The sequence below is a fragment of the Actinoplanes sp. NPDC019969 genome (assembly GCF_055562375.1).
Window position 1 is genome coordinate 118968 of sequence record NZ_JBVHFK010000013.1, and the last position, 24194, is coordinate 143161.

17 protein-coding genes are annotated in these 24194 nt (G+C 71.8%); 13 read left to right on the plus strand and 4 right to left on the minus strand.

Annotated elements, in window-relative coordinates:
• Nucleotide 1: 1 nt before the first annotated feature.
• From ACZ3II_RS33535 to ACZ3II_RS33550, 4 genes are all read right to left on the minus strand, one after another.
• A complete protein-coding gene (locus ACZ3II_RS33535) occupies nt 2–1489 on the minus strand; it encodes a cupredoxin domain-containing protein (protein WP_465523358.1) in 1488 nt (495 codons plus the stop codon).
• A gap of 92 nt (nt 1490–1581) precedes the next feature.
• The gene (locus tag ACZ3II_RS33540; RefSeq protein WP_465522887.1) at nt 1582–5517 is read right to left on the minus strand and encodes a ThuA domain-containing protein; all 3936 of its coding nucleotides are present in this window, start codon (nt 5515–5517) and stop codon (nt 1582–1584) included.
• The gene (locus ACZ3II_RS33545; protein ID WP_465522889.1) at nt 5517–6542 is read right to left on the minus strand and encodes a multicopper oxidase domain-containing protein; all 1026 of its coding nucleotides are present in this window, start codon (nt 6540–6542) and stop codon (nt 5517–5519) included. The genes ACZ3II_RS33540 and ACZ3II_RS33545 overlap by 1 nt, the downstream gene beginning before the upstream one ends.
• Before the next feature lie 240 nt (nt 6543–6782).
• Nucleotides 6783–9557, minus strand: coding sequence for a ricin-type beta-trefoil lectin domain protein (locus tag ACZ3II_RS33550; RefSeq protein ID WP_465522891.1), 2775 nt, complete (start codon nt 9555–9557; stop codon nt 6783–6785).
• A 329-nt stretch (nt 9558–9886) separates the two neighbouring features.
• Here ACZ3II_RS33550 and ACZ3II_RS33555 point away from each other — a divergent pair, with 329 nt between their 5' ends.
• The 13 genes from ACZ3II_RS33555 to ACZ3II_RS33615 all read left to right on the plus strand — a co-directional run bounded on the left by ACZ3II_RS33555 (nt 9887) and on the right by ACZ3II_RS33615 (nt 24194).
• Nucleotides 9887–11068, plus strand: a complete 1182-nt coding sequence (locus tag ACZ3II_RS33555; protein ID WP_465522893.1) for an ROK family transcriptional regulator — start codon at nt 9887–9889, stop codon at nt 11066–11068.
• Nucleotides 11065–12606, plus strand: coding sequence for a sugar ABC transporter ATP-binding protein (locus tag ACZ3II_RS33560; protein WP_465522895.1), 1542 nt, complete (start codon nt 11065–11067; stop codon nt 12604–12606). Before ACZ3II_RS33555 ends, ACZ3II_RS33560 begins: the two co-directional genes overlap by 4 nt.
• Nucleotides 12603–13688, plus strand: a complete 1086-nt coding sequence (locus ACZ3II_RS33565) for an ABC transporter permease (protein WP_465522897.1) — start codon at nt 12603–12605, stop codon at nt 13686–13688. Before ACZ3II_RS33560 ends, ACZ3II_RS33565 begins: the two co-directional genes overlap by 4 nt.
• Before the next feature lie 95 nt (nt 13689–13783).
• Nucleotides 13784–14845 carry a substrate-binding domain-containing protein gene (locus ACZ3II_RS33570; protein WP_465522899.1) on the plus strand — a complete coding sequence of 354 codons (1062 nt, stop codon included), beginning with the start codon at nt 13784–13786 and terminating at the stop codon, nt 14843–14845.
• Between the two features lie 54 nt (nt 14846–14899).
• Nucleotides 14900–16072, plus strand: a complete 1173-nt coding sequence (locus ACZ3II_RS33575; protein WP_465523359.1) for a Gfo/Idh/MocA family protein — start codon at nt 14900–14902, stop codon at nt 16070–16072.
• 269 nt (nt 16073–16341) lie between these two features.
• On the plus strand, nt 16342–17478 hold the full coding sequence (locus ACZ3II_RS33580) for an inositol-3-phosphate synthase (RefSeq protein ID WP_465522901.1): 1137 nt from the start codon (nt 16342–16344) through the stop codon (nt 17476–17478).
• Nucleotides 17475–18329 carry an SCO3242 family prenyltransferase gene (locus ACZ3II_RS33585; protein ID WP_465522903.1) on the plus strand — a complete coding sequence of 285 codons (855 nt, stop codon included), beginning with the start codon at nt 17475–17477 and terminating at the stop codon, nt 18327–18329. The genes ACZ3II_RS33580 and ACZ3II_RS33585 overlap by 4 nt, the downstream gene beginning before the upstream one ends.
• Nucleotides 18326–19156: a sugar phosphate isomerase/epimerase family protein gene (locus ACZ3II_RS33590; RefSeq protein WP_465522905.1), complete on the plus strand. Its 831-nt coding sequence runs from the start codon at nt 18326–18328 to the stop codon at nt 19154–19156. Before ACZ3II_RS33585 ends, ACZ3II_RS33590 begins: the two co-directional genes overlap by 4 nt.
• An 11-nt stretch (nt 19157–19167) precedes the next feature.
• Entirely contained in the window at nt 19168–19731 is a 564-nt protein-coding gene (locus ACZ3II_RS33595) for an EboA domain-containing protein (RefSeq protein ID WP_465522907.1), read from the plus strand.
• A gap of 17 nt (nt 19732–19748) precedes the next feature.
• Nucleotides 19749–20600, plus strand: a complete 852-nt coding sequence (locus tag ACZ3II_RS33600; RefSeq protein WP_465522909.1) for a TatD family hydrolase — start codon at nt 19749–19751, stop codon at nt 20598–20600.
• Nucleotides 20600–21739, plus strand: coding sequence for a metabolite traffic protein EboE (gene eboE, locus ACZ3II_RS33605; RefSeq protein ID WP_465522911.1), 1140 nt, complete (start codon nt 20600–20602; stop codon nt 21737–21739). Before ACZ3II_RS33600 ends, eboE begins: the two co-directional genes overlap by 1 nt.
• A complete protein-coding gene (locus ACZ3II_RS33610) occupies nt 21733–23127 on the plus strand; it encodes an alkaline phosphatase family protein (protein ID WP_465523360.1) in 1395 nt (464 codons plus the stop codon). Before eboE ends, ACZ3II_RS33610 begins: the two co-directional genes overlap by 7 nt.
• Entirely contained in the window at nt 23124–24194 is a 1071-nt protein-coding gene (locus ACZ3II_RS33615) for a polyprenyl synthetase family protein (RefSeq protein ID WP_465522913.1), read from the plus strand. The genes ACZ3II_RS33610 and ACZ3II_RS33615 overlap by 4 nt, the downstream gene beginning before the upstream one ends.

Genomic DNA, 24194 nt, shown 5'->3' on the forward strand with positions numbered 1-24194 from the left:
GTCATGAGCCGATGTCCGAGCGGGCGGCGGCGCGCACGATCGTGCCGGCCTGGCGGGCGGTGAGCTTGCCCGCGGTGACGAGGGCCGCGGTGACGGTTTCGGTGTGCCGGACGAACGCGGCGTGGGTGGGGTACTCGGCGCGTTCGGCGATCAGGTCGTTGACGGTGCAGCCGTCGCCGGTGTCGGCGCTGGGCACCCCGGTGTCGACACCGTCGATGATCACGGTGGTGCGGGTGTCGGAGTCGGGGCAGGCGTCCGTGCCGTGCCCGGCGATCGTGAAGGTGACCTGTTTCTCGGCGGCGCTGTTGCCTGCCTTGTCGGCGGCCCGATAACCGACGGTGTACGTGCCGGGCGTGCTGACGGCGACCGGGGCGGTGTACGCCGTCCAACCGCCCGAGCCGAGCCGGTACTGCACGGTGTCCACGCCGGAGCCCGTGTCGGTGGCGGTGACAGTGACTGTGGCCGTACCGATGTAGTCGCCGTTGGTGTCTGTGGAGCCGGTGACGGTGGCGCTGGTCGCCGGGGCGGTGGTGTCCTCGGCGGGCCGTGCGGCGACGGTGAAGTGGGTCATCTGGACGGCGGAGGTGTTGCCCGCCTTGTCGGTGGCCCGCGAGTGCAGCATGTGCATGCCGGCGGTGTTCACCACCACCGGCGCGGTGTAGGCGGTCCACGCGCCGCTGTCGAGCTGGTATTCGATCCGGCCGACGCCGGAGCCCGTGTCGGTGGCGGTGACCGTGACGGTGGCCGTACCGATGTAGTCGCCGTCGGGGTTCTGGGAGCCGGTGACGGCGGCGGTCACGGTCGGCGCGGTGGTGTCGCCGGGCGCTGCGGCGACCCGGAACGACACCGAGCCGACGGTGGAGATGTTGCCGGCGTTGTCGGTGGCCCGGAACTGGACCGCGTGGTCGCCGGGCGCGATCACCACCACCGGTGTGGTGTACGGCTGCCAGCTGGTGTCGTCGACCTGGTATTCGACGGTCTTCACGCCGGACCCGCTGTCGGCGGCGGCCACCGTGACGGTGGCCGAGCCCAGGTAGTCGCCCGCGGTGTCGCGGTTGCCGGTGACCGTGCCGGTCACGGTCGGCGCCGTGGTGTCCTCCCCGCCGCCTCCGCCGGTGACGGTGAGCTCGCCGACCATCGTGCTGTGCCCGGGGATGGTGCAGAAGTAGCGATACCGTCCGGGGGTCAGTGTGACGGTGGCGGTGTGGTGGCCGTTGTTCACGTCGAACGGGCTGGCCAGGATGTTGAGGTCGACGTCGTGGTTGAAGCCGTCGGTGCTGGTGTCGAAGGTGAGGGTGTGCGGCATGCCGGTGGTGTTGCCGGTGGCCGCGCTGTTCTCGAAGACGATGGTGGTGGCCCCGGCCACGGCTGTCGTGGGGGCGCTGCGATAGCGGGTGATGTCGTCGTCGGCGGTCCAGGTCAGGGTCTCCGCGGCTGCCGCCGCGGTCGGCACGGAGATCGCCAGCACCGCGAGGAGCAGGCCGATCAGGGCCGCGCCGGTGCGCCGGCGTAGGGACGTTTGCAAGAGGTGACACCTTTCGGCGGTGGCGGGACCGGCCCGGGAGCCGGTCCCGCCGGGGCTCAGAGGTCGCGTACCCGGATGTTGCGGAACTCGACGAGGTCGCTGTCGCCGTGGTTCTGCAGCCCGAGGTGCCCGCGCAGGAACTGCCGCAGGTCGGTGGGCGGGTCGGACGCCCGCGACGACGTCTTGCCGGGCGTGTTGTCGAACTCGTTGATGGTCACGCCGTTGCGGATGATCGTGTAGTGCTGCCCGACGACGCGGATCTCGTAGTCGTTCCACACGTTCTTCGGCGTGACGCGCGCTTCGGGCAGGGCGACCGGGTCGAAGTTGTAGATCGAGCCGGTCTTCTGCGGCTCACCCGTCTCCCCGTCGTAGATCTGCACCTCGTGCCCGCAGTAGATGGCCACCCAGGCCGGCGAGGTACGGGCCGAGCCGACCGTTCCGCAGCTGCCGGGTGGCCGCTGGTCGAGGGGGATCCGCGGGTCCGGGAACCGGGTGAACACCCCGCTGTTGCCGCGGGCCGTGCCCGGCGCCACGTCGCGGAACTGCAGCCGCAGCGAGAAGTCGGCGACCTCCCTGGTGTGCCACAGCATGCCCAGCCCGCCGGAGGGTCGCAGCGATCCGTCCGCCTGGATGGCGAACGATCCGCTGGGCGCCTGGACCCAGTCCTTCAGGGATGCGGCGGTGCCGTCGAACAGCGGCTCGTACCCGGTGTGGCCGGGCCGGCCGATCGGGGAGGCCGCCGCCGCCCGGATCAGCGTGCCCGCCTGCCGGGCGGTGAGGACGGAGAGCTTGCGGACCACGGCGTCGACGTGGCGGACGAAACCGTCGTGGTCGGTCCAGGTGCTCTCGTCGTCGATCAGGTCGTTGACGGTGCAGCCGCCACCGATCGCCTTGTTCGGCACGCCGGTGTCGGAGTCGGCCAGGAACACCGTGCTCCGGCTGTCCGGCACGGCGCATCCGGCGTTCACCGTGGTGGTGACGACGGCCTTCTCGCCGTCGGCGTACGTCACGGTGTGCCGGACGGTGTAGGCGCCGGGTTCGGCGTACACGTGCCGCGGGTCGGCCAGTGAGGAGCTGGTGCCGCCGCCGAACTCCCACAGGTGGCTGACGCCGCCGGACCGGGAGCCGGTGAAGGCGTAGGTGAGCGCCTTGTTCTGCACCGCGACCGCCGCCGCCTGCGGAGCCGGCGTGGGCGCCCCGCCGGTGTAGACGACCCGCAGCAGCTTCTGGGCCGGGTGCAGGCTGAAGAAGCCGCCGCCGTAGTCGAGCAGGTACAGCGCGCCGTCCGGGCCGAACTTGGCGTCCATCCAGCTCATCAGCCGGTTGTCGGCGTTGCCGCCGGGCAGGATGGCGCGCAGCGTCTCACCGAACAGCGGCGGCTTCTGCTGCGGCACCCCGGCCGGGTCGACGGTGACGGCCACCCGGTTGGCCGAGTTCGACTGGTCGCCGATGAACCACTTGTCGTCCCAGTAGGCAGGCCATTTCACCGTGCTGGCCGGGTCGGCGAGGTCGTGGTGGTATGTCGGGCCGGACATCACGGCCTGGCCTCCGCCGCGCAGGTACGGCTGGGTGTAGACCGCGTCGGCGGCGTTGTAGGTGGGGATGCCGCTGCCGTCGGCGCGCGGCGGGAAGACCGGGCCGCCTCCGCCGGGCGCGTACCAGATCATGTTGTCGCGGGCCGGCGGGATGTCGGTCAGGCCGGTGTTGCGCGGCGAGGTGTTCTTCAGGTTGCCGCAGTCGTACCAGCCGGTGAGCTGGGTGGCGTCGGTGCTGCTGCGGTCGCGGTACGGCTGCCGGTTGCCCATGCAGTACGGCCACCCCTGGTTGCCGGCGGAGGTGATGATGGTGGCCGTCTCGTACTTGGCCGGGCCCAGCTCGGGGTTCGGGTTGGCGGCGTCCGGGCCGACCCAGCCGGCGGTCAGCCAGTTCGTCTCGGGGTCGATCTGCAGGCGGGCGATGTTGCGGACGCCCATCACGTAGATCTCCGGCCGGGCCTTGTCGGTGCCGGGCGGGAACAGGTTGCCCGGCGGGATCGTGTACGTGCCGTCCGCCTCCGGGTGAATGCGGATGATCTTGCCGGCGAGGTCGTTGGTGTTGCCGGAGGTGCGCCGTGCGTCCTGGAACGAGATCCCGGCGTACTCCTGGGTCCAGTTGTTGCCGGAGTAGCCCTGCGAGCCCTCGGACGAGTTGTTGTCGCCGGAGCCGATGTAGAGGTTGCCCTGCTTGTCGAAGGCCATGCCGCCGCCGGCGTGGCAGCAGCTGTGGATCTGCACCGGGAATGTGAGCAGGTCCTTGCGGGTGCCCTGGTCGATGGTCTGCGACTCACGGTCGTAGGTGAACCGGCTGACGGTCCGGTCGCCGACCCGCTTGGCCCGGTCGATCGAGTCGTGCGGCATCCAGTAGACGTAGAGCCACCCGTTCTCGGCGAACTTCGGGTCCGGCACGATGCCGAGCAGGCCCTCCTCGTTCTTGACCAGTTCGGAGCCGCTGCCCCGGTTGCCCATCACCGGCAGTGTCGTCAGCAGTTTCACCTGCTTGGTGCGCGGATCCCAGGAGTGGATGGTGCCGCAGCCCAGGCCCACCTTGGGGTCGTCCCAGCTGACGATCGGCCCGCTCGGGCAGGCGGCCTTGCCGACGTAGAAGACGGTGCCGTCCCCGGCGATGGTCAGGCCGTGCGGCTCGCCGATCTGGTCGAGCTGCCCGGTCTGGTTCGCCGCGGTCAGCCGCTCGGTCCTGTAGTTGGCGGCGATGGTGGCCTGGCAGTCGCCGCGGACCAGGCCGGCGGTCCACTTCAGGGCGCCGGACAGGTGTTTGCGGAACGCGTCCTCGTCGTAACTGCCGGCGGTGTGGCCCATGCCGGTGTAGAAGGAGCGGCCGCCGTCGTAGTCACGGCACCAGGACACCGGGTGGAACGCCCCGTTCGCGCCGGCGCCCGGGTTGTAGTGGCGCTCCTCGACCTGGGCGAGGGTGTGCACGGTTCCCAGGGGGTTCGGGTCCCAGTTGTACCAGCGGTCCGACCGGGTGATCGTGCGCGGCAGCCCGGCGGTGGCCGGGTGCCGGGTGTCCAGTACGTCGACCACCGCCTGGTTGACGCCCGGCGGCGGCGGAGCGACGGCGTCGGCGGTGAACAGCCGCAGGTCGGCGAGCTGGATCAGCGGCTCTCCGGCGTTGGCGGTGATGTTCAGCCGGAAGAACTTCGCGTTCTGCGGGGTGGCCAGGTCGAACCGGCGCGTCTGGAAACGGTCGGCGAACGTCTGCCCGGTGCGCTTGTCGACGTCGGTCCAGTCCTGCCCGTCCGGGGAGGTCTGCAGCGACCAGTCCTTCGGGTCCCGGCCCACGAAGTCATTGGCGGAGGTCAGCGCGTACCCGGTGATGGGTTTCGCGGCGGCCAGCTCGTAGGTGACCCAGCCGGTCGCGGTGCGTACCAGCCACTTGGTGTTCGGGTCACCGTCGGTGAGCTTTTCCTTGGTCTCGGTGGGCGGGTTCTCGCCGCTCGCGGTGACCTTGCTGACGGGTTCGGCGGCCGGGACGGCGCCTGCCGGGCGGGTGCCGATCAGGCCGGTGAACCAGGTCGAGTCCAGTTGCGCCTTCGCGGCGTCGGCGATCCCGACAAACCCTCCACCCCCTTTGACGTACGCCGTGAGCGCGCTCTCCTGATCGCGACCGAGTGGGGTCCCGGCCGCCGACAGGAACACCACCACCCGGTGTTTCGCCAGTTCCGACGCGGTGAACACGGCCGGGTCGGTGGACGTGGTGGCGGTGAGGCCCGCCGCCCCGGCGAGCGTTCCGATGGTGGTGGCCGCCGTGGCGACCGGGTCGTCCTGGGCGGCTGCGGCGCCGTGGAAGATCAGCACCGACTGTTGTGGGGCCGCCGCTGCGGCGCGTGACGCCGTCGCCGGGGAGGCCACCGCGGGCGCCGCTGCGGTGAGGACGGTGAGTGCTGTGATCGCGGCGGCGAGCGCTCGCCGTACCGAGGAATCGTTTCGTGCCATCAGCCGTGCCCCCCATGTGCGTCGCCGGTGGTCGACGTGCCGGTGTGCGTGTGGCCCTGGAAACGGTGGATGGCCTCCTCGGCGCCGGGCGGCATGCTGCCGTCGGCGTTGCGCACCAGAAAGAGGCCGGACATGCCGCCGTCGGAGTGGTTCTGGACGTGGCAGTGGTACATCCACGCGCCCGGGCCGACGCCCTCACCGGCCAGCACCTGGAAGCCGAAGGAGCTGCCCGGGTTGAGGTCCTTGTTGTCGATCGTCGGGCTGGGATCGCTGATGCTCTCCAGCATTCCGGTGCGGTTGTCCACCCAGCGGTGGGCGTGCAGATGAAAGGTGTGGAAAAGGTTGCCGTGGCCGATGGCGAGCCATTCCACCCGCTGGCCGAGATTCGCCTCGAACATCGGGGTGTTCGGCGCCATCTTGTTGTTGATCGTCATGTCGTGGAAGACCACGGTGAACTGCTTGTCCGGCAGGATGTCGCCGCGCCGCCGCACGATCAGCGCGCCGTAGAGGCCCTTGGCGACCCCACCGGTGCCGTGGTCGGTGCCCATCGCGTGGTCGTGATAGTGCCAGTAACCGGCGCTGCCCGGCATGAACCGGCGGCCGGCCGCCGCGAACATCTCCCGCGAGCGCCACACGTAGGTGCGGGTCTCGCCGGGGGCGTTGAACGAGGCGTGCAGCGGGCTGCCGTCGGAGTCAGGGCTGTAGTCGACGCCGTGCGCGTGGATCGACAGGCGCTGGTTGGTGGTGTTGACCAGGGTGATCTCCAGGGTGTCGCCCTCGTAGATCTCCAGCACGGGTCCGGGCACGGTGGCCTTCCCGCGTTCCAGCCCGTAGCCGAAGAGGCCGCCGGGCAGCGCCTCGGCGTAGAGCGTCACCCGTTTGACGGCGCCGGCGGCGGCGCGGGCCGGTTCGCCGGGCAGGGTCGCCACGCCGGCGATCGCGGGCACCGCGGCGCCCATCGCCCCGGCGACGATCAGTGAGCGCCGCGAGAACAACGGTCTGGGGGGAGCGGTGGTTTCGTCCATGCGTCTCCGTTCCTTCCGGTGCCAGGACACGACGAATCCCCCGAGCAGCTCGGGCGGAGAAGGGTGTGGCGTTGTCGTGTCGCCGGTCCGGTGACCTCAGCTTTTGCCTGTTGACCTGAATCTATGGACGACATCGATAAAAGTAAAGACTTATATGTCTCGACTTTTGTCGGCAAAAACTAAAAGTAAACCGGGGAGAACGGCCGGCCGCCCTGGCCTGGGGCGACCGGCCAGGACTGATCACGCCGCGCTGACCGTCCAGTGCTGGTTGGCGCCGCCGACGTACTCCCAGATGTGGATCTGGGTGCCGTCCGCGGAGGCTGCGCCGGCGGCATCGAGGACCTTGCCGGACTGCGGGTTCAGCACCGAGCCGTTCGCCTGCGGCTGCCACGCCTGGGCGGCGCTGCCGTTGCAGGTCCACAGTTGCACCTTGGTGCCGTTGGCGGTGCCGCTGCCGGACACGTCCAGGCACTTGCCGAGGGCCCGGAAGGTGGTTCCCGCCCGGCTCCACTGCTGCGCGCCCGAGCCGTTGCACGTCCACAGCTGGATCTTGGTGCCGTCGGCGGTGCCCGCGTTGTCCACGTCGAGGCACTTGCCGCCGATGCCGGTGATCGGGCCGGGACCGCCGCCGGCGGCGCCGATGGTGATCGCGTCGAGGTTGACGTGACCGTCGTCGCCGCTGTCGTACCGGTAGGTGATGGTGTTGCCGCCCGCGTTCAGCGGCACGTTCTCGGTCTGCTGCGCCCACGTCGTCCAGGTGCCGGTGCTGGCGAGGCTGGTCTGGCGCAGCTTGACGCCGTTGGCGTACACGCTGATCTTCTTGGTCCCGGTGAACGGGTCGGGGCCGTTGGCGTAGCGCAGCGCCACCGGGTAGGTCCCGGCGGCCGGGACGTTCACGGAGAACGTGCTGGTCGCGCCGAGGTTGCCGAAGCCGGCCACGAAACCCGCGCCGGTGTATCCGGTGTGGTTGGTGGCCAGGCCCGCGCCACCGCGGTTGCCCGCCTCCTCGGCCTGGTAGGTGGTCACCACCGGCGGCGTGGAGCCGGCCAGGTTGTTGAGGGTGTACCAGGCCTCGGTGCTCCACAGTGTCTCACCGGCCTCGCTGGCGAACGGCCGCGGCGAGCGCAGGTGCACCACGTGCCCGGGTTTGAGCCCGGCGACGGCGAGGGTCACCTTCTTCCGGTCCGCGGACAGGGTCGCCGACGACACGGTCAGGGTCTGCTCGTCGATCTTCGGGCCGCCGTACCCGCCGGTGGGCCGGTAACGCCACTGCTCGATGGTGTACTTGGCGGCGAGCCCGGCGGCCGTCGTGGTGGACAGCGGCTGGGTGTACTCGATCTCGAAGCCGCCCGGTTTGGCCCGCATGGCCAGCATGTCGAAGGTGTTCTTCCCGTTCGGCACGAGCTTCTGCAGGCCGTACGTCAGCTTGCCGGTCTGTCCCCAGTTGCCGCCGGCGCCGAGCCCTCCGGCGTAGACGGCGCCGTCCGGGCCCACGGCGACCTCGGACACCCCGGCCTCCAGACCCTGGGTGAGCCGGAACAGGGCGCCCTGGTACTCGCCGTTGACCTTCTCCAGGTAGGCGCGCTGCAGCCCGCCGTAGGTCACGTCACCGATCAGCATCTGCCCGGCGAACACGCCCTCCTTGAGCAGGACCGGCGTGCTGGGGGAGTTGGCGATCTCGTTCTGCGGCATCCACAGCACCGGCGGGGTCACCGGTTTCGCGTCGAACGGGCCGGCCGGGTTCGTGTAGTGGTTGAAGAACCGGTCCTGCTTGATGTGCACCAGTTTCGACGAGGGCAGCCAGCCGCCCTGGTTGTCGGTGACGAACAGGCCGTTCTCCGGGCCCCAGCCGATGCCGTGCGGCGTGCGCAGACCCCCGGCGACGTACGAGACCGCGCCGGTGTCCTTGTTGACCTTGACGGTGGTCCCCCGGTTCGCGGCGGGCTGCGGGTCGGTGGTGTTGCCGCCGTAGTTGATCGACACCGACAGGTTCAGGTAGAAGTTCGGCGCGTCGTAGAGCAGGCCGAACGCGAACTCGTGGAAGTTCCCGCCGTACGGCCACGTCGCCACCGTCTGGAGCTGGTCGGCGACCTCGTCCCCGGTCGTGTCGACGAGCCGGGTCAGCCGGGCCTTCTCGGACACGTAGACGGTCCCGTCGACGACCTTGAGGCCCATCGGCTCCTTGAGCCCACCGGCGATCTTCTTACGGGCGCCGGAGTTGCCGATCAGGTGGACCTCGCCGTCGGTGGAGGTGCCCGAGTCGTCGGAGCCACCCCACGTGAGCACGGCCAGGCGCCCGTCCGGCAGCCAGTCCATCCCGGTGACCTTGGGCTCGAACCCCGCCTGCCGCAGATTGACCAGGTTGTAGTTGGGGTGCACGCCGGTCAGTGGCAGTCCGTCGCCGGGGGAGTCGCCGGCCTGCTCGCACTCCTTGCGGCCGGGGGCGGTCACCCGGACCACGCCCGCCTCGGTGCTGAGGACCGCGTTCGGCACCACCTCGAAGGCGGCGGCGCCGGGCCGCTTCCACTCCAGGGTGAGTTGCTGCCCGCCGTCGCGTTCGAAGTAGTCGATCCGCAACCGGTGGGTGCCGGCGGTGAGGGTGGCGGCACCCTCCTTCGGGGTGGCGCCGTGCGCCCCGTCGTGGTCGACCACCACGGTGTCACCGATGGTGAGCCGGGAGCCGTCGTCGCTGGTCAGGCGGAAGGTGTACGCGCCGGCGGACGGGACGGTGAGGTTGGCCAGCGCCTGGGCCACGAAGTAGTTCTCGATGCCGAAGTCGGCCGCGGACGACCAGTTGATCGTCGGCATCAGCTTGTCGATGTTCGGGGTCTGTGCGGGCTTGAGCGTGCACAGCTTGTTCAGGGGGGTCTGCACGTCGAAGACGCGCAGGGTCACGCCGGGCTCGTCGGCATCGAGCGCCGCCTGCGCTGCCGTGGCCGGCACGCCACCGGTCAGGGCGGCGGCCAGCAGGGTGGCGAGGGCGAGGCGTGACGAGCGTTGACGCAGTCGGGCCATCCGGTCACTCCTAAGGGGTGCGACAGGTGGGCACGCCGAGCCGGCGCCGGAGCGAAAGTCCGGCGCGGGAAGGGGAGGTGACGTGCCCGCAACACGAGCGTGTTGTGGCGGAAACAGTAGATGATCGTCGATGAAATCACTAGAAGTTATGCATGAGCGGAGCGAACTTTTCCCGTACGACGCAAAAGTTTGTTTGCTGTTGGGTTGTGCCGATCCTTTTGACAGTGGAGACAAAAGTTTTTACGGATCATGTCGAAGCTATGGACAGCACTATCGATCGCTTCTAATGTGTGGCGCAAGTAACACCCCCGTGACAGTGGAGGTTGTTCGTGCGCACGACGGTCGATCCGCCCTACCTGCGGTTGCTCCAGCTGCTGCGGGACGAGGGGCCCATCTCCCGGGCCGAGCTGGCCGACCGTCTCGAGCTGACCCGTCCCCGGCTGCTCGCCGAGGTCGAACGCCTCGTCGCCGCCGAGTACGTCGCCGAGGCCGGGATGGCAGCCTCCCGCGGCGGCCGGCGCTCCACCCTGGTGGAGTTGCACCCGCGGCTGCACTTCGCCGCCGTCGACCTCGGCGCCAGCTCGATCGACGTCGAGGTGACGAACGGGCGCCTGGAGACGGTCGCGACCTACACCGAGGCCGCCGACATCCGCTCGGGACCGAAGGTCATCCTGCACCGGGTCAGCGAGCTGCTGGCGAAGGCCCGGGCGGACGGCGTCTACGACAAGCTCGACGCGATCGGCATCGGGGTGCCCGGGCCGGTCAGCTTCCGCGACGGCGTGCCGGTCTCCCCGCCGATCATGCCCGGCTGGGACCGCTTCCCGGTCCGTGAGCTGATGACCAGGGAACACGGCTGCCCCACCGTCGTCGACAACGACGTGAACATCATGGCGATCGGCGAGCGGCACGGCGGCGTCGCGCACAGCGTCGACGACTTCCTGTTCATCAAGATCGGTACGGGCATCGGCTGCGGCATCCACCTCAACGGCGAGGTCTACCGCGGCACCGACGGCTGCGCCGGGGACATCGGCCACATCCAGGTCGACCCGCAGGGCCCGATGTGCTCGTGCGGCAACATCGGCTGCCTCGAAGCCCTGTTCAGCGGGGTCGGCCTGGCCCGCGACGCCCTCGCCGCCGCCCGGTCCGGCGCCTCACCCGCCCTCGCCGAACGGCTCGCCGCCGGCAGCCCGCTCACCGCCCGCGACGTCGCGGACGGGGCCTCCGAGGGCGACGTCACCTGCATCCAGCTCATCCGCGAAGGCGGCAGCCGCCTCGGCTCGGTGCTCGCCGCGCTGGTCAGCTTCTCCAATCCGTCCATGATCGTCATCGGAGGGGGGCTCGCACAGTTGGGCCACATCCTGCTGGCGGAGATCCGCAGCGCCGTCTACCGCCGTTCACTCCCGCTCGCCACCGGCAACCTCCCGGTCGTCCTGTCCGAACTCGGCCCCCGGGCCGGCGTCACCGGCGCCGCCGTGCTGGCCAGCCACGTCGCGTTCGAGCAGGCATCGTGACCGGCACCGGCACCGGCACCGGCGACGTCGTCCTGCGCCTGACCGACGTGGTCAAGACCTTCCCCGGCGTACGGGCCCTCGACGGCGTCCACCTCGAGGTCCGCGCCGGTGAGGTGCACTGCCTGCTCGGGCAGAACGGGGCCGGCAAGTCCACCCTGATCAAGGTGCTGTCCGGGCTGCACCGCCCGGACTCCGGCACCGTCGAGTGGCTCGGCGAGCCCGTCACCTTCGCCAACCCGCAGGCCGCGATGAAGGCCGGCATCGCCACCATCTACCAGGAACTCGACCTGGTCGAGGACCTGTCCGTCGCGGAGAACGTCTTCCTCGGCCACGAGCCCCGCCGCGCCGGGTTCGTCCGCCGCCGGGCGATGGCCGCCCGCACCACCGACATCCTCGGCCGGCTCGGTCACGGCGAGATCCCGCCCCGCCGCGCCGTGCACAAACTGCAGGCCGCCGGAAAGCAGATCGTCAGCATGGCCCGGGCGCTGTCGCACGAGGCGCGGCTGCTCGTCATGGACGAGCCCAGCGCGGTGCTGGCCCACGACGAGGTGGAGAACCTGTTCCGGATCATCCGGGAACTGACCGCCCAGGGCATCGCCGTCGTCTACATCTCGCACCGGCTCGAGGAGATCCGTACGATCGGCGACCGGGTGACGGTCCTCAAGGACGGCCGCACCACCGCGGCCGACCTGCCCGCCGCCGAGACCCCGACCGGCGAGCTGGTGAGCCGGATGACCGGGCGCACCATCGAGTACGTCTTCCCGCCGCGCCCCGAGGCGCCCGCCGACCGGGCCGAACTGCTGGCCGTCGAAGGGCTCAGCCGGTCCGGGGAGTTCACCGACGTCTCGCTCACCGTCGCCGCCGGCGAGATCGTCGGCATCGCAGGCCTGGTCGGCTCCGGCCGGTCCGAGCTGCTGGAGACCATCTACGGCGCCCGCCGCGCCGACGGCGGCACGGTCACGGTCGCCGGCCGCAAGCTGCCGTCCGGCAACGTCGGCGCCGCCGTACGGGCCGGCCTCGGCATGGCGCCGGAGGAACGCAAGAGCCAGGCTCTGCTGCTCGGCGAACCGATCTACCGCAACATGACACTGTCCACCTTCACCCGGATCGCCCGGCTGGGCTTCACCAGCGCCAAGCGCGAACGCGACGCCGCCGACCGGATCGCCACGACCCTCGACCTGCGGCCCGCCGACGTCGGCCGGGCCGTGCGCACCCTCTCCGGAGGCAACCAGCAGAAGGTGGTCGTCGGCCGCTGGCTGCTCGGCGGCACCCGGCTGCTGCTGCTCGACGAACCGACCCGGGGCGTCGACGTCGGCGCCCGGGCCGAGCTCTACCGGGTGATCCGCGACCTGGCCGCCGACGGGGTCGGCGTGCTGCTGGTCTCCAGCGAGGTGCCCGAGGTCCTCGGTCTGGCCGACCGCGTGCTGGTCATGCGCGAAGGCCGGGTGGTCCGGACGGCGCCCGCCGGCGAACTCGACGAAGACACCGTTCTCGATCTCGTCATGGCGGGATCGCTCATGGAAGGCGCCCCCGTATGACCCTCAGCGATGGCACGGGAACCGCGCCCGGCCTCCCGGCGCAGTCGCCACCGGTGGAACCGGCCCATACCGGCGCGGCCAAGTCCCAGCGGACCGGCTGGGGTGGCGAGAACAGCGAGAACACCATCCGCAACCTGGTGCTCGTCGGGGTGCTGGCGGTGCTCATCGCGATCGGCGCGATCACCCAGCCGGAGCTCTACAGCGACTCGACCTGGGTGTGGAACAACATCCTGTCGATCCTGCAGCTCGCCTCGGTGATCGGCGTGGTCACGGTCGGCATGACCTTCGTCATCATCGGCGGCGGCATCGACCTGTCGGTCGGCGCGATCGTCGCCCTGGCCGGGGTGTGGGCCACCACGGTCGCCACCCAGAGCTACGGCGCCGGCGGCATGATCTTCACGGCGATCGTGGTGGCGGTGGCAGTCGGGCTGATCAATGGACTGCTCATCTCGTACGGCAAGCTCGTGCCCTTCATCGCCACCCTCGCGATGCTGGTGGCGGCTCGCGGCCTGGCCGCGGAGATCTCGAACAAGCAGACCCAGATCTCGGAGAGCTCGTTCATCAACGGCATCGCCGCCGGCAAGCTGCTCGGCATCCCGCTGCTGGTCTACATCCTCGGCGCGGTCGCCGCGATCGGCTGGGTGCTGCTCAACCGCACCACGTTCGGCCGACGCACCGTCGCGGTCGGCGGCAACGTCGAGGCCGCCCGCCTCGCCGGCATCAACGTCAAACGCCACACCATGCTGCTGTACGGGCTGTCCGGTCTCTGCTGCGGCATCGCCGCGATCATGCTCACCTCGCAGGGAACCTCCGCGCAGGCGGCGATGGCCAACCTCTACGAGCTCGACGCGATCGCCGCCGCCATCATCGGCGGGACGCTGCTCAGCGGCGGCCGGGGAACCATCGTCGGCTCGCTGCTCGGCGTGATCATCTTCGCCACGATCACCAACCTCTTCGCCATCAACGGCCTGTCCACCGAGGTCCAGAACATGGTCAAGGGCGGCATCATCATCGCCGCCGTCCTGGTCCAGCAGTTGCGCTTCAGCGCCGTGACCCAGCTGCTGCGCCGCAACAAGACCTGAGTCCCGGCTTTCCGTCAGGCGACCGTCGAGTGACGGACGCCGGGCTCCGTGCACCCTTTTTCCGCTCTTCCGTCTCGATTAATTCAGGAGAAACCATGACACAGAGCAGTCGCGACCTGTCGCGGCGCCGCCTGCTGCTCGGCGGGGCCGCAGTCGGCGCGGGCACCCTCCTCACCGCGTGCACCAGCAACGAGGCCAAGCCGAACGACGCCCAGATCAAGCCGGCCGAGGGCGGCGCCAGCGGTGGGAACGCCGCGCCCGGCACCAAGGTCGTGATCGGGTTCTCCGCCCCGGCGGCCGACCACGGCTGGATCGCGGCGATCACCAACAACGCCAAGGCGCAGGCCGCGGCGTACTCCGACGTGGAACTCAAGACCGTCGAGGCGGGCGCCGACGCGGCCGCCCAGCGGGCCGCGCTGTCCACCCTGATCGGTCAGAAACCCAACGTGATCGTGCTGCTGCCGCACGACGGCAAGGAGCTCAACGCGTTCGGCCTGGAGGCGATGGCGGCCGGCATCCCGGTGGTCAACCTGGACCGGGCGTTCCCGGACGCGCGGGCCTACCGCCTGCAGATCAAGGGGGACAACTACGGCATGGGGGTGGCCGCGGCCACGTACATCATCGCCCAGATGAAGGCCAAGGGCGTCAGCAGCCCGATCATCGGCGAGATCCCCGGCATCGACTCCCTGGAACTGACCCAGGAACGCTCGAAGGGCTTCGCCGACACCCTCGGCGCGGCCGGTTTCAAGGTGCAGCGCCGGGTGCCCGCGGAGTTCACCGTCGACACCGGGCAGCGGGCGGCCAGCCAGCTCCTGCAGGCCGTGCCCCGGATGGACGCCCTCTGGAACCACGACGACGACCAGGGCATCGGCGTGCTCGCGGCGGCCAACCAGGCCGGCCGCACCGAGTTCGTGATGGTCGGCGGCGCCGGCTCCAAGAAGGCCATGGAGGACATCCAGGCCGACAAGACGCCACTCAAGGCGACCGTCACCTACAGCCCCTCGATGGCGTCGTCGGCCATCTCGCTGGCCCGCCTGATCGGCCAGAACAAGGGCATGTCCGACCTGGTCGAGCTGCAGGTCCCGAAGGAGATCGTCCTGGCCTCGGAGACCATCACCAAGGAGAACGCGGGCCAGTACCTCAAGCTCGGGTTCTGATCGCACGGGGGGAGACCCATCTTGTCCAAGCAGACCACGGACCTGCGCATCGGCATGGTCGGCTACGCGTTCATGGGGACCGCGCACTCACAGGCGTGGCGTACCGTGAACCGCGTCTTCGACCTGCCGTTGCAGGCGCGGATGGCTGCCATCTGCGGCCGGGACGAGAGCAAGGTCGCCGAAGCGGCGGCCCGGCTCGGCTGGCAGGAGCACAGCACCGACTGGCGATCGCTGCTCGACCGGGACGACATCGATCTGATCGACGTCTGCACGCCCGGCGACAGCCACGCCGAGATCGCCATCGCGGCCCTGGCCGCCGGCAAACACGTGCTGTGTGAGAAACCGCTGGCCAACACCATCGACGAGGCACGGGCCATGGCCGCCGCGGCGGCCCGGGCGCACGCCGGCGGCGTCCGATCGGTGTGCGGGTTCAACTACCGGCGGGTGCCTGCCGTCGCCCTGATGCGCCGGCTCATCGCCGACGGGAGGATCGGCGAGATCCGGCACGTCCGCGCGGTCTACCTGCAGGACTGGATCACGGACCCGCAGTTCCCGCTGGTCTGGCGCCTGCAGAAGGACAAGGCGGGCTCCGGCGCGCTGGGTGACATCGGCGCGCACATCATCGATCTCACCCAGTACGTCACCGGGCAGCTCATCACCGGGGTCAGCGCGCTGACCGAGACGTTCGTCAAACAGCGGCCCCTCCCGTCCGGGTCGGCCGGGCTCAGCGCGGCGGCGGACGGCAGGACCGGCACGGGGGCGGTCACCGTCGACGACGCCGCGCTGTTCCTGGCACGGCTGGACGGGGGAGCGATCGCCACGTACGAGGCGACCCGCTTCGCGACCGGCCGCAAGAACGGCCTGCGGGTGGAGATCAACGGGTCGCTGGGGTCGGTGGTCTTCGACTTCGAGCGGATGAACGAACTGGAGTTCTACGACGCCACCCGCCCGGCGGCGGAACAGGGCTTCGCCCGCATCCTGGTCACCGAGCCGGAGCACCCGTACATGTCGGGCTGGTGGCCGCCGGGCCACCTGATCGGCTACGAGCACTCCTTCACCCACCAGGCCCGCGACCTGATCGAGGCGATCGCCACCGGCGAGCCCCTGGCGCCGTCGTTCGCCGACGCGCTCCAGGTGCAGCTCGTCCTGGACGCGGTCGAACGGTCCGCCGGGCTCGGGAGCACCTGGTCGGAGGTGGAGCCGGTCCTGACCGAGATCGCCGCCTGACCCGCCCCTTTCAGCGTGTTGAGTTCGGCCGTCTGGTGCGCCCGTACTTCACACACTTCCGGTGTGTTGAGTTCGGCCGTCAGGAGCGCCCGAACTTCACACGCTCAGCTTGCCGGCCGTCGCACCGCGAGGGTCCGGACGCGGTTGCGCCCCGCGTCCGGACGGTGCACGACCGGATCGGCCGCCGGCCGCGGACCGGACGGGATTCCCCGGCCCGCGCCGGACGGCTCCATCCACCATCGCCGTGACGGCGAGTCCGGAGGATTTCCATGCCCTTGGGTGTCTGGCTGGTCGGCGGGCGCGGCAGCGTCGCGGTGACCAGCATCGTCGGAGCGCACGCACTGCGCGCCGGGCTGGCCCCGGCCACCGGCTGCGTCACCGCGCTCCCCGAGTTCCGTACCGCCGGCCTCACCGACTTCGGTGACCTCGTCTTCGGCGGCCACGACCTGGTGGCGACGCCGCTGACGAAGAAGGCCGAGGAACTGGCCGCCGCCGGTGTCGTGCCCGCGGCCCTGGTCACCGCCCTGCACACGCCCCTGTCCGGAGCGGACGCCGACATCCGGCCGGTGCCCGCCGGCGCCAACCAGGCGGCGACCGCCGGCCTGCTCGCCGCCGACCTGACCGCCTTCCGCGACCGGCACGGCCTGGACCGGGTGGTCGTGATCAACGTGTCGTCCACCGAACCCGTCCCCGAACCACACCCCGCGCACGCCACCCTCGCGGCGCTCGACGCCGCGCTGGGCAGCGGCGCGACGGTGCTGCCGCCCAGTTCCCTGTACGCGTACGCGGCGTTCACCGCCGGCTGCTCCTACGTCGACTTCACCCCGTCGGCCGGCGCGCGGCTGCCCGCCCTGGCCGAGTTGGCCGCCCGGCACGGCCTGCCCTGGGCCGGCCACGACGGCAAGACCGGTGAGACCCTGCTCAAATCGGTGCTCGCGCCGATGTTCGCCCGCCGGCACCTCCAGGTCCGCACCTGGTCCGGGGTCAACCTGCTCGGCGGCGGCGACGGCGCCAACCTCGCCGACCCCGGCGCCAACGCGGCCAAGAGCGCCAGCAAACAGCGGGTGCTGCGGGAGACCCTCGGCTACCAGCCGCAGGGCGCCGTCCGGATCGAGTACGTCGAGGACATCGGCGACTTCAAGACCGCCTGGGACCTGATCACCTTCGCCGGTTTCCTCGGCACGGGCATGCGCCTGGAACTCACCTGGCACGGCTGCGACTCGGCCCTGGCCGCCCCCTTGGTGCTGGATCTGGCCCGGCTCACCGGCGCCGCCCACGCCGCCGGCCGGCACGGGCCGCTGACCGAACTGGCGTACTTCTTCAAGGACCCGGTCGGCGAGGTCCCGCACGGATTCGCCGAACAGTGGCAGGACCTCGTCGGGTTCGCCGCGGAGCTGCCGCGATGACCGGCTGGCGCGACCTCGTCGAGCTGACCCGCGCGCCCGCCGCGCTGTCCGTGCCCGGCGACGTCGTCGCCGGCGCGGCCGCCGCCGGGACACTGGGCCCGCGCACCGCGGCCATGGCGGCCGCGTCGGTGCTGCTGTACTGGGCCGGAATGGCCGGCAACGACCTCGCCGACCGCCACGTCGACGCCGTCGAACGCCCGCACCGGCCGATCCCGTCCGGCCGGGTGTCCCCGGCGACGGCCGCCCGTGTCGCCGTGGGACTGACCGCGGCCGGGCTGACGGTCGCCGCGCTCGCCGGGGGACGCCGGCCGCTTCCGGTGGCGTTCGGGCTGGCCGGGGCGATCTGGGCGTACGACCTGGGAGCCAAGAACACCGCCGCCGGCCCGGCCGTGATGGCCGCCTGCCGGGGTCTCGACGTGCTGCTCGGCACCGGCGGCCGGTGGCGGACCGCGCCACGTGCCGTCCTGCCGGCGGCGCTGACCGTCGCCGCGCACACGTGGACGGTCACCGCGCTGTCGCGCCGGGAGGTGCACGGGGCGGAGCCGTCGCTGCCGCTGCGTACCCTGGCCGCCACCGCCGCGATCGCCACCGCCGCCGGCGGCCGCCCCCGGATGCTCGTGCCGGCCGCGCTGGCCGCCTGGTACGCGGTCCGGTACGGCGCCGCGCAGGCCCGGGCTGCCGCCGAACCGAGCGGGAGCCGGATCCGGGACGCGGTCACGGCCGGGATCACCACGCTGCCGGTGCTGCAGGGGGCGCTGACCGCCCGTACCGGAGCTTCCGCGGTCGGCGCGGCCACCGCGGTCCTGGCCCCGGCGGCTGCCCGGCTGGCCAGGCTGGTGAGTGCCACATGAGCGGGCTGCGGTTCGGGTACGGCACGAACGGGTTCGGCAACCACAAGCTCTCCGACGCCCTCGCCGTGCTGGCCGACCTCGGCTACGACGGGGTGGCGCTGACCCTCGACCACGGGCACCTCAACCCGTACGCGAAAGGCGCCGCCCGCCGGGTCGACGCGGTCGCCCGGCGCCTCGCCCGCCTGGGCATGTCGGTGGTCGTCGAGACCGGCGCCCGCTACCTGCTCGATCCGTGGCGCAAGCACGCGCCGACGCTGCTGCACGACGACCGGGAGGTCCGGGTCGACTTCCTGCGGCGTGCGGTGGCGATCGGCGCGGACCTGGGCGCGGAGGCGGTCTCGTTCTGGGCCGGGGTGCGCCCGGCCGAGATCGGCGAGGACATTGCGTGGCAGCGGCTCGTCGACGGGTGCGCCGAGGTGCACGCCGCGGCCCGGCGGCAGGGTGTGGTCCTCGGCTTCGAACCGGAGCCCGGCATGCTCGTCGAGGACATCGCCGGCTGGCGGCGGCTGCACGCCGCGCTCGGCGCGCCCGCCGGGTTCGGCATCACCCTCGACATCGGGCACTGCCGCTGCCTGGAGCCCGACCCGGTGCCGGACTGTGTCACGTCGGTGGCCGAACACCTGGTCAACGTCCAGATCGACGACATGCGGCGCGGGGTGCACGAACATCTCGAGTTCGGCACCGGCGAGATCGACTTCCGGCCGGTGCTGGCCGCCCTGGACAAGGCGGGCTACCGCGGGCTGGTGGCCGTCGAACTGCCCCGGCATTCGCACGCCGCGCCGACCGTCGCGGCGTCGTCCATCGCGTTCCTGCGAGCGCACGTCTGAAGGGAGACACCATGGACCCCGGCACGCTTCGTACGGCGGTGGCCCGGTCACCCGGCGCCGCCTGGCTCGCCGCCGGCGTGGAGAGCGTCCGCGCGAACCCGCCGAGCATCACCCGGCTGTTCCCGGCGGCCGGCCGGCACTGCGGGCGGGCCGCCGGCCAGGCCGCCCGTGCCCTCCTGCTGCTCGCCCTGCCACCCGGCGAGATGCCCCGGTACGTGGACGACCTGTACCGGCACGGCGACGCGGCCGAGAAGCTCGCCGCTCTGGAAGCGCTTCCCCTGCTGCCGATCGGCGATGCCGCGGCGCCACTGCTGCACGACGCCGTCCGTACGAACGACACCCGGCTGATCGCGGCGGCGCTCGGACCGTACGCCGCGCATCTCGATCAGTCCGCCTGGCGGCAGGCCGTCCTGAAGTGCGTCTTCCTCGGCATCCCGCTGGCCGCGGTGCACGGGCTGGCCGACCGCGCGGACGCCGAGCTGGCGGCGATGGCCGCCGGGCTGCGCGACGAGCGGGAGGCCGCCGGCCGCCCGGTCTCCGACGACGCCCTCGCCCTGCTGCGCCTGCCCACCTGAGGAGTTCTGGAGGTTCGATGCGCATCTTCGACCCGCACATCCACATGACGTCCCGGACCACCGACGACTATCAGCGCATGGCGGCCGCCGGTGTGCGGGCCGTCGTCGAGCCGGCGTTCTGGCTCGGGCAGCCACGGACCAGCGCCGGCTCGTTCGCCGACTACTTCGACTCGCTCGTCGGGTGGGAGCCGTTCCGGGCCGCCCAGTTCGGCATCCGGCACCACGCCACGATCGCGCTCAACCCGAAGGAGGCCAACGACCCGCGCTGCCGGGAGGCCCTGGAGCTGGTGCCGCGCTATCTGGACAAGGACTCGGTGGTGGCGGTCGGCGAGATCGGGTACGACGCGATGACGCCGGAGGAGGACGAGGTGTTCGCCGCCCAGCTCGGACTGGCCGTCGACCACGAGCTGCCGGCGCTGGTGCACACCCCGCACCGGGACAAGGCGCGCGGCGTGGACCGTACCCTCGCGGTGGTCCGGGAATCGGGCATCGCGCCGGACCGGGTGGTCGTCGACCACCTCAACGAGGTGACCGTCGGGGCGGTGCGGGACGCGGGCTGCTGGATGGGTTTCTCGATCTATCCCGACACGAAGATGTCGCCGTCGCGGATGGTCGAGATCCTGCGGGAGCACGGCCCGGAGCGGATGCTGGTCAACTCGGCGGCCGACTGGGGCCGCTCGGATCCGCTGCTGACGCTGCGCACCGGGGAGGCGATGCTCGCCGCCGGGTTCAGCGACGACGACGTGGACCGGGTGCTGTGGCGCAATCCGGTGGAGTTCTACGGGCAGTCGGGGCGGCTCGACCTGTCCGAGGCGGTCACCGGCGGGGCCACCTTCGAGGGCAGTTCCATTCTGCGGGGTGGCAGCTGATGCGGGTACGGCACAGCGGCGGCACGCCGCTGCACCTGAGCTACTGCACGAACGTGCACCCCGCCGAGGACCTGCCCGGCATCCTGGCGCAGCTGGACGCGTACGCGCTGCCGATCCGGGAGCGGCTCGGCGCCGACCTGCTCGGCCTCGGGCTCTGGCTCGCCGCGCCGGCCGCCGCAACCCTGGCCGCCGACGCCACGGCCCGGCGCCGGTTGCGGGCCGAACTGGACGCGCGCGGCCTGGAGGTGGTGACCCTCAACGGGTTCCCGTACCGGGCGTTCCAGGCGCCGGTGGTCAAGCACGCCGTCTACCACCCGGACTGGACCAGCCCGGACCGGCTGCGGTACACCCTCGACCTGGCCCGCGTGCTGGTGGACCTGCTGCCCGGCGACGCGGCCCGTGGTTCGATCTCGACGCTGCCGCTGGCCTGGCGCGACCCGTGGCGCCCGGACCAGCGGGACGCGGCGGCCCGGATGCTGGACCGGCTCGCCACCGGCCTCGGCGAGCTCGAACGCACCGGCCGGACGGTCCGGGTCGGCTTCGAGCCGGAGCCGGGCTGCGTCGTGGAGACCACCGGGCAGGCCGCCGCGCTGCTGTCGGCCGTGGACACCGACCGGCTCGGGATCTGTCTCGACCTGGCGCACCTCGCATGCGCCTGGGAGGAACCGGCAGCCGCCCTGAAACGCCTCGCCGACGCCGGGCTGCCGGTGGTGAAGGTGCAGGTCAGCGCCGCGCTGGAGGTCGCCGATCCGGTCGCCGCCGCGCCGGTGCTGCGGCGGTACGCCGAACCGCGGTTCCTGCACCAGACCCGCTCGGCCGCCGGCCCGTCCGCCGACGACCTGGACCTCGCGCTCGCCGGGAACCTGCCCGGACCGTGGCGGGTGCACTTCCACGTGCCGCTGCACGCCGCGCCGGACGCGCCGCTGGCCGGCACCACCCCGGTCATCGAGGCGGCGCTGCGCGATCTGATGAGCGCGGACGAGCCGTGGTGCGACCACCTGGACGTGGAGACGTACACCTGGGAGGTCCTGCCCGCGGACCGGCGCCCGGCCGGCCCGGCGGAACTGGCCGACGGCATCGCCGGCGAGCTGGCCTGGACCCGTGACCTGCTGACCCGGGTGGCGGAGGCGAGATCATGACGAAGCTGGTGGTTCTCGACGTGGTCGGGCTGACGCCGCGGCTGCTGGCGCACATGCCGCGGCTCCGTGCCGTGGCCGAGAGCGGTTTCCAGGCCCGCCTGGATCCGGTGCTGCCCGCCGTCACCTGCTCGGTCCAGGCGACCCTGCTGACCGGCGATCCCCCGGCCGGGCACGGGATCGTGGGAAACGGCTGGTATTTCCGGGACCTGGGCGAGGTGCTGCTGTGGCGCCAGCACCATGCGCTGGTCGGCGGGGAGAAGGTCTGGGAGGCGGCCCGCCGCCGGCAGCCCGGCTACACCGTGGCCAACATCTGCTGGTGGTACGCGATGGGCGCCGACGTGGACTGGACGGTCACGCCCCGGCCGGTGTACCGGGCCGACGGCCGCAAGGAACCGGACTGCTACACCGACCCGCCGGAGCTGCACGACGAGCTGACCGCCGCCCTCGGCACGTTCCCGCTGTTCTCCTACTGGGGGCCGGGCGCCGGGATCGCCTCGTCGCGGTGGATCTGCGCGGCAGCGCAGCGGGTGATGGCGGCTCACGACCCCGACCTGACCCTGGTGTACGTCCCGCACCTCGACTACGACCTGCAACGGTTCGGGCCGTCGGACCCCCGCGCGGCGGCAGCGGCAGCCGAGCTGGACACCGTCCTGGACCCGCTGCTGCGGGCGGCCACCGCACGCGGCGCGACGGTGGTGGCGCTGTCGGAGTACGGCATCACCGAGGCCCGCCGCCCGGTCGACGTGAACCGCGCGCTGCGTGCCGAGGGCCTGCTGCGGGTGCACACCCAGGACGGCATGGAGTACCTCGACCCGTGGACGTCCCGCGCGTTCGCCGTCGCCGATCACCAGGTCGCGCACGTCTACGTCCGGGATCCGGCCGACGTGCCCCGGGCCGCCGAGGTGCTGGGCGGCCTGCCCGGGGTCGCCGCGGTGCTGGACGGCGCGGGGAAGAAGGAGCACGGCCTGGACCATCCCCGCGCCGGTGAGCTGGTGCTGGTGGCCGAGCCGGACGCCTGGTTCACCTACTACTACTGGCTCGACGAGGCGCGGGCCCCGGACTTCGCCCGGCTGGTGGAGATCCATCGCAAGCCCGGGTACGACCCGGCCGAGCTGTTCTTCGACCCCGCCGGTCCGGCGGCGGCGAAGCGGCGTGCGGGGATCGCGCTGGCCCGCAAGAAGCTCGGCATGCGCTACCTGATGAGCGTGGTCGGCCTGGACGCCGGCGCCCGGGCGGTCCGCGGCTCGCACGGCAGGCTCCCGGACGATCCGGATGACGGCCCGGTGCTGTTGTGCTCGGATCCGGCGGCCGGGCGGGACGGCTTCGCCGCGACCGAGGTGAAGGCGCTGCTGCTGGAGCTGGCCGGCCTGCCGCAGGAGGTGTCGTGACGCAGCTGGCCGCCCGCGCGCGGGACGACGCCGAGCTGCGGGCCCGGTTCGACGCCCGGCTGGCGGAGTTCCTGCGGCAGCAGGGGCCGGGCTGGCCGGACGGCGCCCCGCGCGGGCTGCTCACCACGTTGAGCCGTTTCGTGCTGTCCGGCGGGAAGCGGCTGCGCCCGATGTTCTGCTACTGGGGCTGGCGCGGCGCGGGCGGCGCGGACACCGACGCGATCGTCACCGCCGCGGCGGCGCTGGAGCTGTTCCACGCCTTCGCGCTGATCCACGACGACATCATGGACGGCAGCGAGCGGCGCCGGGGCGAGCCGTCGGTGCATCAGCTCTTCACCGACCGGCACACCCGTGCGTCGTGGCGCGGGGACGCGGCCCGGTACGGGTTCAACACCGCCCTGCTCGGCGGGGACCTCTGCGCGGTCTGGGCGGATCAGATGTTCCAGGACTGCGGCCTGACCCGGGAACAGGTGCACCGTGGTTACGCGGTGTTCACCGGCATGCGTACCGAGGTGATCGCCGGCCAGTACCTCGACCTGGTCTCCGGGGTGGGCGAGGGCACCGCCGCCGGGGCGCTGACGGTGATCCGGATGAAGTCGGCGCGGTACACGGTGACCCGGCCGTTGCAGATCGGCGCTGCGCTCGCCGGGGGCGGCGAGGACCTGCTCGCGGCGCTGGCGTCCTTCGGGGACCCGCTCGGGGACGCCTTCCAGCTGCGCGACGACGTGCTGGGCGTGTTCGGCGATCCGGCGGTGACCGGCAAGTCGGTGCTGGACGATCTGCGGGAGGGCAAGCGCACGGTGATGATGGCGTACGCCCGGGACGCGGCCACCCGCGAGCAGGCGGCGCGGATCCGGGAGCTGCTCGGCTGCCCGGAGCTGGACGCGGACGGGGCGGCCGAGCTGCGCCGGATCATCGTCGGCACGGGAGCGCTGGAGCGTACCGAACGGCTGATCGAGAACCGGCTGAGCGCGGCGGTGGCCGCGCTGGCGGTGGCGCCGGTGCCGGAGGAGGTGTCCGCCCGGTTGATGTCCTTGGCGGACGGAGCGGTCAACCGGCGGAGCTGA